This window comes from Thermogemmatispora argillosa (assembly GCF_059696725.1).
On record NZ_AP019377.1, the window covers coordinates 1473332 to 1487348 of the forward strand.

Annotated in this window: 13 protein-coding genes; 10 read left to right on the forward strand and 3 right to left on the reverse strand. The window is 60.5% G+C overall.

Annotated features, from left to right (window positions below):
* Window positions 1-275: 275 nt before the first annotated feature.
* Window positions 276-1853: a flippase gene (locus tag AC6H1L_RS05750; RefSeq protein WP_497600575.1), complete on the reverse strand. Its 1578-nt coding sequence runs from the start codon at window positions 1851-1853 to the stop codon at window positions 276-278.
* 502 nt (window positions 1854-2355) lie between these two features.
* Here AC6H1L_RS05750 and AC6H1L_RS05755 point away from each other — a divergent pair.
* The 6 genes from AC6H1L_RS05755 (at window position 2356) to AC6H1L_RS05780 (ending at window position 7889) form a co-directional block, all read left to right on the forward strand.
* On the forward strand, window positions 2356-3069 hold the full coding sequence (locus AC6H1L_RS05755) for an RNA polymerase sigma factor (RefSeq protein ID WP_497600576.1): 714 nt from the start codon (window positions 2356-2358) through the stop codon (window positions 3067-3069).
* Window positions 3070-3441: an anti-sigma factor family protein gene (locus AC6H1L_RS05760; protein WP_497600577.1), complete on the forward strand. Its 372-nt coding sequence runs from the start codon at window positions 3070-3072 to the stop codon at window positions 3439-3441.
* A gap of 38 nt (window positions 3442-3479) precedes the next feature.
* Entirely contained in the window at window positions 3480-4427 is a 948-nt protein-coding gene (locus AC6H1L_RS05765) for a mechanosensitive ion channel family protein (RefSeq protein ID WP_497600578.1), read from the forward strand.
* A gap of 207 nt (window positions 4428-4634) precedes the next feature.
* The gene (locus AC6H1L_RS05770; RefSeq protein WP_497600579.1) at window positions 4635-5585 is read left to right on the forward strand and encodes an LLM class F420-dependent oxidoreductase; all 951 of its coding nucleotides are present in this window, start codon (window positions 4635-4637) and stop codon (window positions 5583-5585) included.
* A 348-nt stretch (window positions 5586-5933) separates the two neighbouring features.
* Window positions 5934-6695, forward strand: coding sequence for a hypothetical protein (locus AC6H1L_RS05775; RefSeq protein ID WP_497600580.1), 762 nt, complete (start codon window positions 5934-5936; stop codon window positions 6693-6695).
* 654 nt (window positions 6696-7349) lie between these two features.
* Window positions 7350-7889, forward strand: coding sequence for a hypothetical protein (locus AC6H1L_RS05780; protein WP_497600581.1), 540 nt, complete (start codon window positions 7350-7352; stop codon window positions 7887-7889).
* A 58-nt stretch (window positions 7890-7947) separates the two neighbouring features.
* On the opposite strand, the gene AC6H1L_RS05785 is transcribed toward AC6H1L_RS05780, so the two are convergent.
* Window positions 7948-9066, reverse strand: a complete 1119-nt coding sequence (locus AC6H1L_RS05785; protein WP_497600582.1) for a winged helix DNA-binding domain-containing protein — start codon at window positions 9064-9066, stop codon at window positions 7948-7950.
* 347 nt (window positions 9067-9413) lie between these two features.
* On the opposite strand from AC6H1L_RS05785, the gene AC6H1L_RS05790 reads away from it, so the two are divergent.
* The 4 genes from AC6H1L_RS05790 to crcB (AC6H1L_RS05805) all read left to right on the forward strand — a co-directional run bounded on the left by AC6H1L_RS05790 (window position 9414) and on the right by crcB (AC6H1L_RS05805) (window position 12103).
* Complete coding sequence (locus AC6H1L_RS05790; RefSeq protein WP_497600583.1) at window positions 9414-10745, forward strand: DUF190 domain-containing protein; 1332 nt, start codon at window positions 9414-9416, stop codon at window positions 10743-10745.
* Between the two features lie 73 nt (window positions 10746-10818).
* Window positions 10819-11127 (forward strand): DUF190 domain-containing protein, encoded by a 309-nt coding sequence (locus AC6H1L_RS05795; RefSeq protein ID WP_497600584.1) that lies wholly within the window; start codon window positions 10819-10821, stop codon window positions 11125-11127.
* Window positions 11124-11510, forward strand: a complete 387-nt coding sequence (gene crcB, locus AC6H1L_RS05800) for a fluoride efflux transporter CrcB (protein ID WP_497600585.1) — start codon at window positions 11124-11126, stop codon at window positions 11508-11510. The genes AC6H1L_RS05795 and crcB (AC6H1L_RS05800) overlap by 4 nt, the downstream gene beginning before the upstream one ends.
* Window positions 11510-12103 carry a fluoride efflux transporter CrcB gene (crcB, locus tag AC6H1L_RS05805; protein WP_497600586.1) on the forward strand — a complete coding sequence of 198 codons (594 nt, stop codon included), beginning with the start codon at window positions 11510-11512 and terminating at the stop codon, window positions 12101-12103. The genes crcB (AC6H1L_RS05800) and crcB (AC6H1L_RS05805) overlap by 1 nt, the downstream gene beginning before the upstream one ends.
* Here crcB (AC6H1L_RS05805) and AC6H1L_RS05810 read toward each other — a convergent pair.
* Entirely contained in the window at window positions 12021-14012 is a 1992-nt protein-coding gene (locus AC6H1L_RS05810; RefSeq protein WP_497600587.1) for a copper resistance CopC/CopD family protein, read from the reverse strand. The genes crcB (AC6H1L_RS05805) and AC6H1L_RS05810 overlap by 83 nt on opposite strands.
* Between the last annotated feature and the right edge of the window lie 5 nt (window positions 14013-14017).

The following is a 14017-nucleotide window of genomic DNA, read 5'->3' on the forward strand; positions in this document are numbered from 1 at the left end:
CGGCAGAGGAATAGCGATTCTGGAATCAGATCGGAGATAGAGTCGGGGAATAGAGTTGAGACAGAGCCAGGCTCCTAGAGCCGGCAAGGGCTGCCTGGTCATCGCATCGGCACAGGAGTAAGCCGCCTCCCGTTCTGACGAGCAGGCGGCTCCGCGGCCTCTCCGAACAATGGCAAGCAGACAAGTCGTCTCCTCTACAGGCGCCTGGTTGAGCGACTAGCGGCGCTGGCATCGCCAGCAAGCATCAGCCTTGGTTGGGTTCTGCCAGTCAGGATTTAGCCGCTGAGGTGGCTGATCTCCGTATCGAGCACAGACCCATCGGCGCCGGGACCCAGCTTGCCGGTCAGACTCGCGCTGGTCACCGGTCCAGCCTGGTCTATTGCCGCCTCTGCGGCCCTCTCAGCCGCTGGTGGTGCTCCTTTACGCCGACGCAGCACGGCATCAAAGAGCGCCAGCAGATCGGTTCGCGGAATCGTGCGTAGCAGTGTCGCCGTCGTCAGGTAGACAACCAAGGCCACAGGCAGCAGAGCCAGAATGCTCCATTGGCGCAGCAGCCAGACCACGGAGGCCATCACCAGGCTCGCCACCAGCGCCTTCAAGGCTACCGGAAGGCTGGCGCGCGGCCAGAGAGTGCGAGGAATAAAGAAGAGGAAGGGGCCAATAAAGAGCAGCTCCGTCAGGGAGGTTACCAGGGCGGCGCCGTCCTGATGATAGAGCGGGATCAGGACCAGATTGAGGCCCAGATTAAAGACCAGGGCCACACCCGCCATGAGCGTCATCTTTCGCTCTTGATGGATACTGACCAGAACCGTGCTGAGGACCATATTCACATAGAGGAAGACCAGACCGGGGGCCAGCAACTGCAGCACCCCGAAGGTGTGCACGAACTCGGGGCGGTGATAGAGGAAGCCGATGATGTTAGGCGCTGCCACGACCATCAGAGTCGCCATCGGGATGCTACAGAACAGCAAGAAATTTAGCGACTTCTCGATGGCTAGCCGGAGAGCATCCTGCGACTGGATGGCCAGCTTAGAAAAAACAGGGTACATGATGGCAGCGATCACCAGGCTCGGCAGGAAATTCAAGGTATCGAAGAGGCGATAGCCAGCGCCATACCAGCCTACCATCGCCTCATTGCCTAAGAGGGAAAGCAAAATCACATCGAGGCGATAGTAGAGCACCCCCAGCACGCCGTAGACGAGAAAAGGCAGGCTGGAGCGCAGTAGCAAGCGGATTGTCCTTCCATCCAGCAGCAGGCTGAAGCCAACCCAGCGAAAGAAACAGAGAGCCTGCCAGAGCATATTTAACAAAGCCCCGCCACAGAGAACCCAGGCCATTGCCACAACCCCGGCGCCATTTTTGAGGAGCAGATAGCCAAACAACGCCGACGAAGCCTTCTCCAAAATAGTTCCCACGACCGGCGCTACATTGCGCTCAAAGGCATAGTGCGCCGCCGCAAAAGCCGTCCCCATGCCTGTAAAGAGCAACGTCAGCCCACTGATCATCACCAGCGTGCGCACTTCGCGATCGTAACCCAACAACCAGGGAATGGCCAGCAGCAGGGCATAGAGCAGGCCCCAGGCCACAGCCTTGATCAGCAGTGTATTGGCCAGATAGCGTACGGCCCGCTCCGGCTCCTGGGCCACATCGCGCGTCAACTGCTGGTTAAAGCCCTGCTCCATCGGGAAACCAACCAACAGGGCCAGCGTGATCGCAAAATAAAGCTCGCCAAACTTGACATCGCCTAAAAAGCGCCCGTAGGCGATCGTCAGCAGCAAGGTCGAGGTCCAGGTAATGACCTGACCGCCCAGAGAGATGAGCGTATTATAGACTACACGGCGCAATCGCTGCATACCCAAACACCTGCACAGGACTTGCCTTCCTTCCCGAGCTGACACGCAGAGGCTCCCTGACTGTGCGGCAGCACTTTTCTGCGCGATCCTTTTTAAGGTATATCCGCCCGGGGTGATGATGAGATGCTGATGGCGGTAGAGAAGCAGTGGTCTTCACGTCGAGTCATGCGCCAGCCAGCAGGGGCAGCAAGGCGCGCTAACCTGGTTCTGAGATCATAACTGGACAGGGCTGCGCTGGCTCTCTATAATGAAGCACGCCCGGCTGAGGACGGGCGGCCCAAGCGCGCAAGAAGGAGGCTGCCAGGATGGTCACACTCATCAGCCTCCTGACTCTTCAGAAGAGGAAGCACCAGGAAAGGCTAGTACGGGTCTTGAAACCAGGAGCGGTCTCCTCGCGCGTCAGAAGTGTTAAAGGCCGCCCCCCCCAACCCAAGGCGCACGGGACGGCCTCGCCTGCGAAATGGATCTGCATTTGCTCTGCTCCTTATGTGAGTGATGCCTGATGTCGATCAATACTGTAGAGCATGAGACAATTCTTTCCGATGAGGCGTTGGTGCGGCGCTGCAAGGAGGAGCTGCCTCATGTCACGAGTAGCTTTGAGCTTCTGGTGGCTCGCCATATGCAGCGTGTCTATACCCTGGTTTATAAGATTGTCAATGACCATGAGGAGGCCGAGGACCTGACCCAGGAGGTCTTTCTGAAGGTCTATCGCGCTCTGCCCCGCTTCGATATGCAGTGCGCTTTTACAACCTGGCTCTACCGCATTGCTACTAATACGGCTCTGGATGCAATGGACCGGGCAAGGCGCACACGTCAACAGGTGATTCACTTGAGTCGCGCTGTCAAACATTCCCAGAGCGCCCGGGAGCCGAGCGAGCCGCCCCTCAGCGAGCTACCAGCGCGCGAGCCACTGCCGGAAGAGCAGGCGTTGCGGCGTGAGTTGCGCGAGTGTATTAATCGTGTCTTGCGCCGCCTGGACCGCGAACAGGCCAGGGTGCTGTTATTACGCGATCTGGAGGATCTGAGCTATGAGGAGCTGGCTCAGGTGCTCCAGGCCAGGCTGAGCGCTGTCAAGATGCGTGTCCATCGCGCGCGCCTGGCCTTCAAGGAGCTTTTCGGCGAGTTCTGCGGGAAAATCTATCAGGTCTTATCAATTGCTGAGCAGAAGGAGAAAAGGAAGAAACAGGGAAGTAATGGAAAGGAGATCTCAGTTTAGATGAACTGTGAGGAATTATCGCAACTACTGCCGGATCTCGTGGAGGGAACGCTGCCGCCAGCCTTGCAGGCCGAGGCCGAAGCAGCTTTGCCCTTGTGTCCAGAGTGCCAGCGCGAGCTAGAGCTAGCGCGCCAGGTGCGGACTTTGCTGAGCAGTCTGCAAGCCGAATATGCCGGCCTGCGTCTGCCTGCCGATTTTGAGCGGCGCTTGCTCTCCCGCATCCACGCGGAACAGAGCAGCCTGGAGCTGCTCGATCTCTCCTCACAGACGCTGTTGCAGTGGCTGATTGATCTGATCAATCTGATCGGCGCGCTGCTCGATCCGGCCACGGGCACGCTGCGCCTGCAGACGCAGCCGTCCGCCTCCTCCTGATGGCATGGGACGGCGCTTTGTGGAGGTGGTCGCTTGTTATGAGCTTGCAACCGTTATTGCAGTCATTAGTGAGTGTTGGCAGTAGTCTGCTGGCCTTTATTCCTCGCCTGGTGAACGGTCTCATTGTTTTTCTGGTCGGCTATCTGATCAGTTGGCTGGTCCGCTGGCTGTTGCGCTTTCTTTTTCGCCAGACGCGCCTTGAGTTGCTCTTTGAGCGCATCGGGCTGAGACGCTCGCTGGCAACCTTCGGAATCCGCATCCCCCTGAGTGAGCTGCTCGCGCAACTGGTCTTTTTCTTTCTGCTACTGAGTTTCTCGATCCAGGCGGTGGAGCTGATGGGGCTGACGCCCGTGGCTGCTTTGCTGCAAGCTGTTCTGCTTTTCCTGCCACGCGCTATCAGCGCTGCTCTGCTGCTCCTACTCGGGTCGTTGCTGGCGCGCTTGTTGGGCACTACTGTAACGGCAGTAGCGCGTAATGTCAATATTACCTATGCGGGCGCGCTGGGCAGGCTGATTGAGTATACGGTGGTCGCCTTCTTGTGTGTCCTCGCACTGGCTACCCTTGGGGTCGAGACAACGCTTTTGACGACAAGCCTGACCATCGTTGTGGCAGCGGCAGGCCTGGCAGTCGCCCTGACTTTCGCGCTGGGAACGCGCGAGGTGGCTCGCCATGTGATCGCTGGCTACTATGTACGGCAGCAGTTCCGCCGCGGTCAGCGGGTCACGCTGGGGGAATATAGTGGTACCGTGCAGGCTACAAGTGGAGCCTATACAACCCTGGAGGTGGCAGCCGAGGATGGGAGCCGTCGTCTGATCGCCTTGCCCAATGGGTTGCTCTTGCAGGGCGTGGCGATTAGCGAGGAACCTGCTCCGGCCAGGGCCGAGCCTACCCCACCGGCTGACGCTGGTAGAGGCCAGGCCACGACTGGGGGCGAGCCGCCTTCTCCTCCCGAGGAGAGGCCGGAGCATGGGGACAATGCTGACTGATCAGATCAGCATCGATCAGGGATGGGAAGGAGCGGGCCACGGCCAGAAGGTCGCTATGGCTCGCTCTGATTTCTTGGAAGGCTTTGACAGGCAGGCCCAGCCTGCTGAAAGGCTGGGCTCCGCTTCCTCAAAGAGGTTAGTAGCTTCGACAAGAAAGAAAGAAAGAAAGAAAGAAAGAAAGAAAGAAGAAGGGAGGCTTAGGTCAGCATGCAGTTTGGTGTCATCGTTCCGCAGGGCTGGCGCCTGGATCTGACGGGCTTTGCTGATCCCGTGGCAGCCTATGAAGCTATGACAGCGGTGGCCCGCGAGGCTGAGGCTCTCGGTTTTCGTTCGGTCTGGCTCTATGACCACTTTCATACGGTGCCTGTTCCAAGTCAGGAGCTGACTTTCGAGGCCTGGATGTGTACCGCTGCCCTGGCACGCGATACGCAGCGCGTGCGTATCGGCCAGATCGTGACCTGCAATAGCTATCGCCATCCGGCTCTGCTGGCAAAGATGGCGAGTACGGTCGATGTGCTTAGTCACGGTCGCTTGATCCTGGGCATCGGCGCCGGCTGGTACGAGCATGAGTATCGCGCTTATGGGTACGAGTTTCCTTCGACTGGCGAACGCCTGGCCCGCCTGGATGAGGCGCTCCAGGTGTTGCTGGCTCTGTGGACGCAGGAGGAGGCGCATTTTGAGGGCCGCTATTATCAGGTGCGTGGGGCGATTAATCAGCCCAAGGGTGTGCAGCGTCCGCATATTCCGATCTTGATCGGTGGTAGTGGTGAAAAGGTGACGCTGCGCCTGGTGGCTCTTTATGGGGATGCCTGCAATTTCGGTGGTGATGTTGAAACAGTGCGCCATAAGCTGGCAGTGCTGCGCCAGCATTGTGAGTCCGTGGGGCGCGATTATGAGAGTATCTGGCGCACGGTGATTATCGACGAGTGTGCGATTGCGGAAAGTGAGACGGAGGCGCTGGCCAAGTTGCGCCCCGAGCAGCGCGCTAATTTGGAGCATTTGCGTCGTACTCAGTTGATCGGTACGCCGGAGATGATTCGCTCCCGCATCGCTGAGTATGAGGCCCTGGGTATTCAGGAGCTGATTATTCGTTTTGTGGATGCCGCCACTAATCTTGATGCGCTTCGGCTCTTTGCTCGTACTTGTTTCTCATCCTGATTCGGTGATAGATCTGTCTGGCAGCAGGAATCAAGTGATCTCTTTGCACTTATATTGACAATGGTTATGCTTAGTGATATATTTATATAGATGTATAAAGCGAACAACAAGTAAACAGATCCTTGCCGGGTGAGACGCGTGCTCTCTCCATAAAGCTGCTCTGGCCGGTTTTGGGCGACGGCGTTTTGCAGAGAGGTAGACGGTTCCGGCACGTGTTTCTACAAGCAGAGAATTGCCCGGAGGGAAGCTTGGGAGTATGTTTGTCCTCTCTCTCAAGGCCAATTGCCGCGGTTTGCCAGGCAGGGAAGATGTGTTCCTCAGCAGGTCTCTTCATAGGGAGTGACTTTTATGTATTGTATCTACTGTGGCGCACAAAATGATGATAATGCCCTCTATTGCCAGCAGTGTCATCACACTCTTCCCCCTCTGGCTGTGAAATCTGCGGCCTCTGGGCAGCTCTCCCCGGAGAGCGGACCTTACCAGACAGGCCAGTTGCCCCTTTATCCAGAGCCTGCCTCTCTTGGTTCTTCTCCTCCCTTCGCGTCAGTTTCTTCCTCTCGCCAGGAAAGGATCGCTAGCCCCTATTCAGCCAGCAACCGGTTCGCCGCTCTCCCCTGGCGACAGAGGTACTTTGATCAGGCAATCCTCGCTGGTGTGTTGCTCATCTGCATTGGGTTTTTCTTACCCTGGATTGAGTTGAACATTCCTCTGCTTTCTCTGCCGTCTCTCTCTGGGATTAACGGCGGTCTGTTTAGCTGGCCCCTGTTATTCCTGGCGCTGGCTCAGGCGGGTCTGGTGCTCTTCGAACAGCGACTTGTTCAATGGCAGCCTGTACTGCGCTCCTGGCTCCACATACTGCCGCTCGTCTTCGGGGCCTTGTTTGTCATGCGTGCTTGCGATCTGATCACGCTTGCCCTCGGTCTATCCAATTTAATTCAGAGTTTTCTGTTGGGCTTCTCTTCTGCATCTTCAAGTATGCAAAATTTGCCATCGCTCATTATGCCAGGAGCTGGGGATTTTTTGATGCTGCTCGGGGGTTTGCTGCTCATGATTAGCGCGGGCTGGCGGCTGGCCCAAGCCTGGAGGGCGGTCTCAGTGGAGAACGGCTGATGCGAGGCGCTCAGTCTGGAAGAACGCTGACGGCTCTTGCGGCTTCAATCTTCGAGAGCAGCCTTTTCTGCTCGAATCTGTTGCCAAAGCTGAAGCCCTCTGTGAAGCAATGACGATACGTCAGCAGATGCTCATCACAGAGACGAGTAGTGTTCTGCTATTGTTGTAGTAGCTTGCTTGACTGTTCTACTTTCAGTAAGCAATCTCGTTCTTATGCCTGCGCCAGGCGCCTTGCTCTTCCAGTGCAGTCCGGGCAGGGTTGCCTGCGCTTTTTCCTGTTTTTCACTGAGGTTCTATTGTTCGGAGAAAGCAGATTCTGTTTGCTGAAGGAGCGATGTCATGCAGTGTACTTCCTGCGGGGTGGAAAATGCAGAGGGAGCACAGCTGTGCCAGCGATGTGGGAAGCCCTTAGTGGCAGCGGCGTCGGAGGGATCTTCTTGCGCCCCCCATGAGAGCACGGGGGGAATGGCGTCTTTAGCCGGTAATAAGGAGGTATCTGAGTCAGGAGAAGGGCCCGCCAAGGCCTCCCTGGAGGCGTCCATTAGGGTAGCTAGCGGTCCAGCAGCCACCTTTGCCACCGCAGGCAGCCCGGACCGAGCTTCTCAAAGAGCGAGGGGATCGGCGGAGGTAGCCCGATCAGCCGGTCCTTCGCCTGTGTCACACGAGTGGCCTCTTGGAACGCTGATAGCCAACGGGATTATGCCTTTGCGTCGTGACAAGGCGAGTCTGGCGATGCTGATCGGCTGCGCTGCCGGCCTGGTGGGCTTCTTTCTCCCCTGGATTCAGGTGGCTGGTCTTTATCCTCTTTTCAGAGCTCCGTTCTCTATCAGCGGTCCTGATTTCGGGCTGACGACCTGGCTACTGTTGCTGGCGCTCTTGCTACAGGCCGCTCTGGCTGCTGCCGAGTCCTGGTTTCTGAAGAACAATCCCCGGCTGGTGGTCTGGCTGCCGGCACTCCCCTTGATCATCGGCGCCTTCGTCCTGGCGATCGCTGTCTATACTGTTGGCGCCTGCCTGCGCGTCGAGGGACTGCTTGCTCTTGGATCTCTCAGCGATCGTATATTGGCTGCTCTGGATCTCAGTATTAAGGTCGGGCCCGGAGCCTACTTGACCTTGATCGGCGGGGCTTTGGTGCTGGGAAGCGGAGCCTACCGCCTGGCGCGGTTACTGCAGCGGGCGCGGTTCCTCGTGTAGTGGGGATGGGCCAGCGGCCAGGATCGGGGGGGCCCTTTGTTGCGGGTCTATCGCGCTGTCAGGGTGTAGTTTCGATCACGATCTCAGTGCGCCGCCTCTCCTCTAGTGAGGCCAGGAACCTCAGCAACTGCTCCCCTTCAGCCATGAGTTCCTGCCGTTGGGTCGCCCCGAGAGGTCTGAAGGGGCTGATGAGCAGTGTGAGGCTCTCGCGCTGGCGCTGCAGGGTCCAGGTACCGGCGACAAAGCCGTCGATCAGGATGGTGGGCAAGACGCGCCCGGGCGGCAGCAGGACAGTTCGCCGATAGGCGGCAGGTAGGATACGCTCGCGGTTAGCATGGGCGAGGAGCAGGTTGTCGAAGTCGGGGAGGAAGCGCACGGCGGCTGGCAGGTCCGCTGGTGGCAATGGCTGATCGGGAAGGTCAAATAGCTCTTGGCCTTGCTCATCACGATAGAGACGCAGCTCAGGGCGTAACGAGCGGATGACAGGCCCGAGGCCTCTCAGGCCCGACCAGCTTTGGAGATCGTTGAGGCTGGCTGGCCCGAAGGCTGCCAGGTAGCGCCGCACGAGCAGACGAAGCCCCTCTTCGGGTGACCACGGCTCGCCCAGGGCTTGGAGCCAGTCGAAGGCAATCGCGTAGCGCGGGTTGCTGCTGAAGCCCCACGGCTCTCGATCAGGCACCTGCACAAGTGGAAGAGACATGCGTACGAGATAGGCAAGAAAGGGTGGTTCCAGCTCGGGAAAGCGCTCGGCCAGACGTTGACGCAGTTCTGCAAAGGTGCAGGGTTTTTCTTGCAGCATCTGCTGAGCCGCTGCTAGCACAGCTTCTGGTACAGAGGCTTCTGCGCGTCTGCGAAAGAAGGACTGGAGTGAGCGGCTGAGCGCCGGTTGCAGGGCCTGGCGGAAGCGTAGATAGTCGGCGGCACTGACAAGATGTAGGGTAGCTCGCATCATTGTGGCACGTACGACCTGCCGCCGGCGAAAGAGGTCGCACAAGGCTTGGGCATCAAAATGAGCGAGGCGCGTCCAGAGTCCTATGAAAGGCGGCGCTGCTAGCTGGGCCTGCAGCCCAACCAGGTGCTCGATGGCCTCCAGCGGAGCGCTTGCTGCCCGCTCTAAAAGCCACTGACGTGCTAATGTGGCGCGATTAAGCTGGCGCTGGCTAAGGGGTTGCTCCATCGGGTGAATGCCCTCCTGTTTTGCTCTCTTTGGAGACATCTTCTCTTTCAACAGCCGTTAGGGGGAAAGCCCCCGCACAATGGCAGACAAGTGCTGGTCTTTGGCCTGACGCTGTGCTATGCTGAAAGGGTACAGCGTGGCGACTCGCGTAACGTTGCTTGTTGCGCTGTCCGCGACGGTGGTCTTGCTTGCTGCCGCAACTGCTCGCGGGCAGGGACACGAGATCGCTGGTTGGCAACAATCGCGTTAGAGGGATACGCAGCCGGAGCGGGATGCCTTCGGTCAATTAATACGTCAGTGAGTAGGAAAGAGCAGAGAGGAAAACGGTGCGCCCAGGCAAAGCACAGGTGCTTACGATCTACCTTGGTGAGTCGGATCAGTGGCAGGGTCAGCCGCTGTATGTTGCGATTCTTCAACTGCTACGCCAGGAGGGATGCGCCGGCGCTACGGCACTACGGGCTGTGGCTGGCTATGGGGCGAGCGCGCGTCTGCATGGGGAGCAGGGGCTACGCTGGTCCTCCGATGCCACTATTGTGATCCAGGTGATCGATCAGCCCGCTCGTCTCGGGCGGCTTCTTCCCCGGCTGAGCCAGATGCTGCAGGGCGGCCTGATAACCCTCCAGGAGACCGAGGTGCTCTTCTATACTCCAACGCCTCCGGAGCTGCCGTCTCATCGGACGGTGCGCCAGGTGATGGCAACGCTGTTGACCACCGTTGGGCCGGAGACAGCGGTGGCTCAGGTGGTGGAGTTGCTGCTGCAGGCGCCGTTTCGCGCCTTGCCGGTGGTTGATGAGCAAAGGCGCCTGCTCGGCATTGTGACGACGGGTGACCTGATACGATCGGGTGTATTGCCGCTGCGCCGTGGTTTGGTACGCCTGGCTCTGGCTTTAGATGAGGCGACGGCTGAGCAGATACGCGCGCCTCTGACTGAGGCTCAGCAGGGGACGCGGTCGGTGGCGGAGATTATGAACCGACACGTGTGCACGGTTCATCCAGAGCAGTCGCTGCGCGAGGCGGCTCGTCTCATGGTGGAGACGGGCCTCCGCCGCCTGCCGGTGGTCGACCGTGAAAGACGCCTGGTTGGGATGCTGTCGCGCACGGATCTGCTGCGCGCGATGGCGCGCGGCCCTTTAGGGGACAGTGATGAGGAGGGCGCTCAGGCTCGCTTGTCCTCGTATAGCAGTGGGCGCGTGGTCCCTGCGGAGGCGAGCGTTTTGGACTATATGCGCCGTGAGGTGGTGGCCGTTCACGAAGAGACCGCGCTTGCTGAGGTGCTTGATGCGCTGCTGCAGTCCCCCCTCAAGCGGGTGGTTGTGGTCGACGATGAGCAGCATGTACAGGGGATCATTAGCGATGTCGATGTGCTGGCAGGTTTGCAGGAAGAGCTGCGCCCGCGCTTTCTCTCCTGGTTGGCCGGGCTGGCCCGCGATCGCTCGCAGCGCGGTCCTGGGGGAGCGTTCCAGCCGCAAGCAGGCCGGGCGCGGCGGGCGCGCGATGTGATGAATCGCAACGTGGTCACGGTGCGCGCTGCGGCGACGGTCTCTGAGACGGTTGCCCTGATGATGCGAAGCGGTCGCAAGGTGCTGCCGGTAGTGGATGACGATGGGCGCCTGGTTGGGATCGTGGGACGCTCTGATTTGCTGCGTGTCCTGCTGGAAGATGGTGACGATGCTTCATAATGGTTCCAATTCTGGTTTAACCAGATCTGATCAGAGGCCTCTGACAGGAAGAGGCAAACGACTGCGCATCTTTGTGGGTGAGGCTCAGGAGTGGCAGGGCCAGCCCCTCTATCGAGCGCTTCTGGAGGCGGCTCAGCGTCAGGGGCTGGCCGGGGCCACGGTGCTGCGTGGGATCGAGGGCTTTGGTCCGGCCCATCATCTGGTCAGCGAGCGTCTACCCGATATTGCCGACAACCTGCCGTTGTTGATAGAGCTGGTCGACAGCGAGGAGCGAATAGAGCGCTTCCTGCCCGTGGTCCAGCGCATGCTTGGCCGCGGCTTGATCACGTCGGCGCCGGTTACGATTGTCTTCCCGCCGGCTTTGCAGGAGAGGCCCCTATGACACTGGCAGCGTTCGGGCAGTTGCTGGCAACAGGGCTGGCTGGGGCTGTAGGAGCGCTGAGCCGTTACGCGCTCGGGCGCTACATTGCTCAGCGCGTGGCGACCGCCTGGCCTCTGGGCACGCTGGTGATCAACGTGACGGGGGCCTTTGCGATAGGCGTGCTGTTCGCCCTGGCGGAGAAGCAGATGATGGGGACGGCGCTGCAGAGTGTGCTGACGACGGGCTTTCTGGGAGGCTATACGACCTTCAGTACGATGAGTTGGGAAGGGGTGGAGCTGCTGCGCGGCGGTAGTGGCTGGTTGGGGCTGCTCTATCTCGCTGGTAGCCTGCTCTTGGGCCTGACAGCGGCAGCCGGTGGTCTGGCAGTGGGGAGGTGGCTCTAGTGGCTCAGGTCCTTTCCGCGCCTCGACGCCTGGGGGCGGTCGCGATCGGTGGCTTCTGTGGAACGCTGGCGCGGGCCGTGCTCAGCCCCTTTTTGCAAGCCTGTTTCGGGAAGAGTTGGCCTTACGATATTTTGCTGATTAACCTGAGCGGTGCGCTGGCGCTGGCACTGGTGACTGTTCTGGCTGAGGCGACCTTTCTGATCGGGCCGACGCGCCGTTTGCTGATCACGGTCGGCTTTCTGGGCGCTTATACGACCTTTAGCAGTCTGGCCCTGGGGGATGTGCTGCTGTTGGCAGCCGGGCGCTGGCTGGCTGCTGCCCTCTATCTGCTGGTGAGCCTGGTCGGGGGGATAGCCGCAGTGCTGCTTGGCCAGTGGCTGGGCGGGCGGTGCCTGGCCCTGCGCGGCTGGTGGCAGGTGCGTCGGCAGCGAGGGCGTTGGGCGGCGCGGTCTATAGGACAGCTCGCCTTAGCTGATCGGGAGGCCGACGGGCCTGCCAGAGCGGAGCCGGTCAGCGGGCCATCGACTTCGCCGCTCGGGACGAGCCAGGCTCAGGCCAGTCGTCCGAGGGAGCAAGCAGAAGGCGAGCGCTAGCGGGAGGCGCCGGAGCTGCAATGCTCAGATCAAAGGTGGCTTCGACATCCTCGAAGCCGAGGCGCCTGACGATGAGTGTGAGCCGCCAGTGGCCCCCCATGCTGATGGCGCTGCTGACCGTGCTATAGCGACCCGGCACGCTGGCTACGGGGGTCAGAGGGACCTCTTGCAGACCCATGACCATATCTGTCATGGTGCAGCGCAGGAAAACGCTGGCGCCAGGCCCGAGCCTTAGCGGACGTCCCTGGCTGTCGCGCAGGTCGACAGCGAAGGTGTTGATTCCTACTTGACCGGGATTGATGATCAAGCTGTAGCTGAGGTCGCCCATGCGCCCCTGATAAAGCACAGGGCCTCTTCCCGAGCCGGTCGTGATCAGGTTGGCCGGCGGTGGTGGGCTAAGGCTTGTGAGGACGCCAACGATGATCAGGAGGAGCAGGGCTAGCGCCCCCTCCCAGCGGACCGCGCGCACAAAGAGGCGTTGCAGGCGCCCTGCAGCGAAGGAGGCGGCTCCACGGTCGCGCTCGGGCTGCCGCGCCAAACGGCGCAGACGCGGCCCGAGCACGAAGCCGTTAACAGCCCCCAGCAGAAGCAACAGGGCAAAAACCAGGCTCTTGCCCAGTAAGGCCCGTCCGTAGTCGCTGGTGAGGAGAGCCGCGAGGGAGGGCAACAGGCGGAGGGCCTCCAATCCTCCGGCCAGGGCCAGAAGCAGGATCGCTGGCAGCGCCAGACGGGTGAAGTGTTCGACCACGGCGGCCAGAAGGCGAGTGCGGTCGCCTGTGCCTGGAACAAGCCGGCCCAGAGCTGGCGGCAGCATGACAATGAGGGCCAGTAGCGTGCCGATCCAGGCAGCGCTGGCCGCCAGATGCAGCAGATCAAGCGGTAGGAGCAGGAGAGCCTGGCGGCTGGCGGCAGCGTGCGAGTTCAGCACCTCGGTGACCATGAGCAGGACGGCCAGGCCCAAGAGCAGGCTATCTGACCAGCTCCGCCGCCAGCCGCGTGGCGGGCGATGCCAGAGCAGCCTCCAGCCAGCCCAGGCAATCAGGAGCAGCCCCAGACGGCAGAGCCAGATAGTTCCGAAGCGGCTGCGTGCGATGTCGGCCAGGCTGTGCGCATTGCTGAGGAGCTGCCAGGGGGCCAGATTGCTGAAGACCCAGCCCTGATAGCCCCAAAAGGCCAGCCAGCCCAGGCTCAGCGCCAGCAGGACTGTCAGCAGGTAGGTCCGACTGAGGCCTTGGACAAGCCGCTCTGCTGAAGCCAGCTCCGGCCCCACTTGCTTCCGCACCTGCCGAACGCTCGGGCGCCAGACAAGGAGCAGAAAGAGCGGCAGCCCAGGCAGGGCAGAGAGAGCAAGAATATTGAGCCAGCGCACGCCCACACTCCAGATAGTGAGGTTGGCGCTGGTGGGAGCAAACTGGTTGAGCAGGGCGTCGGTGTTGGCAGGCAAGGGACCAGCCCCGACAACGAAGCTGAAACTACCCGTGACCTCATGACCGTCTTCGGCAGAGACATTGTGGAAGACGACAGTGTAGGCTCCAGCGGGCAGATGCGGCGAAAGGTCCACTACCAGGGCATAGGGATCACCCGGCACAGTCCGACTATTGTGGAGGTCGACGCGCTGTCTTTTCTGGTTCCAGACCTGCAGTTCGCTGAAGGCCGCTTCGATGCGCTCGGTAAACCAGACCTTGACCTGCTGCGGCGCTTGATCCGCTGGCAGCCGGGCGTTCGCTGCAGGGATGCTGTGGTCATATTGGGCATGCAGAGGCCGCAGCGCCGCCGCCTGGGCGGCGCGCGTGGCGAGGGCCACCCCCAGCACGAGCAGGCAGAGCGCTCCCCAGCAGAGAGCCAGGCGGCGCAAGATTGGAGACCCCGGAAAGATCAGGCTACCTGGATCACGAGAGCGGTTGCGCATAGATT

Bases quoted from the DNA above. Each gene is read 5' to 3' on its own strand.
- AC6H1L_RS05750 (WP_497600575.1), bottom strand. From the start codon at position 1,853: ATGCAGCGATTGCGCCGTGTAGTCTATAATACGCTCATCTCTCTGGGC.
- AC6H1L_RS05755 (WP_497600576.1), top strand. From the start codon at position 2,356: ATGTCGATCAATACTGTAGAGCATGAGACAATTCTTTCCGATGAGGCG.
- AC6H1L_RS05760 (WP_497600577.1), top strand. From the start codon at position 3,070: ATGAACTGTGAGGAATTATCGCAACTACTGCCGGATCTCGTGGAGGGA.
- AC6H1L_RS05765 (WP_497600578.1), top strand. From the start codon at position 3,480: ATGAGCTTGCAACCGTTATTGCAGTCATTAGTGAGTGTTGGCAGTAGT.
- AC6H1L_RS05770 (WP_497600579.1), top strand. From the start codon at position 4,635: ATGCAGTTTGGTGTCATCGTTCCGCAGGGCTGGCGCCTGGATCTGACG.
- AC6H1L_RS05775 (WP_497600580.1), top strand. From the start codon at position 5,934: ATGTATTGTATCTACTGTGGCGCACAAAATGATGATAATGCCCTCTAT.
- AC6H1L_RS05785 (WP_497600582.1), bottom strand. From the start codon at position 9,066: ATGGAGCAACCCCTTAGCCAGCGCCAGCTTAATCGCGCCACATTAGCA.
- crcB (WP_497600585.1), top strand. From the start codon at position 11,124: ATGACACTGGCAGCGTTCGGGCAGTTGCTGGCAACAGGGCTGGCTGGG.
- AC6H1L_RS05810 (WP_497600587.1), bottom strand. From the start codon at position 14,012: ATGCGCAACCGCTCTCGTGATCCAGGTAGCCTGATCTTTCCGGGGTCT.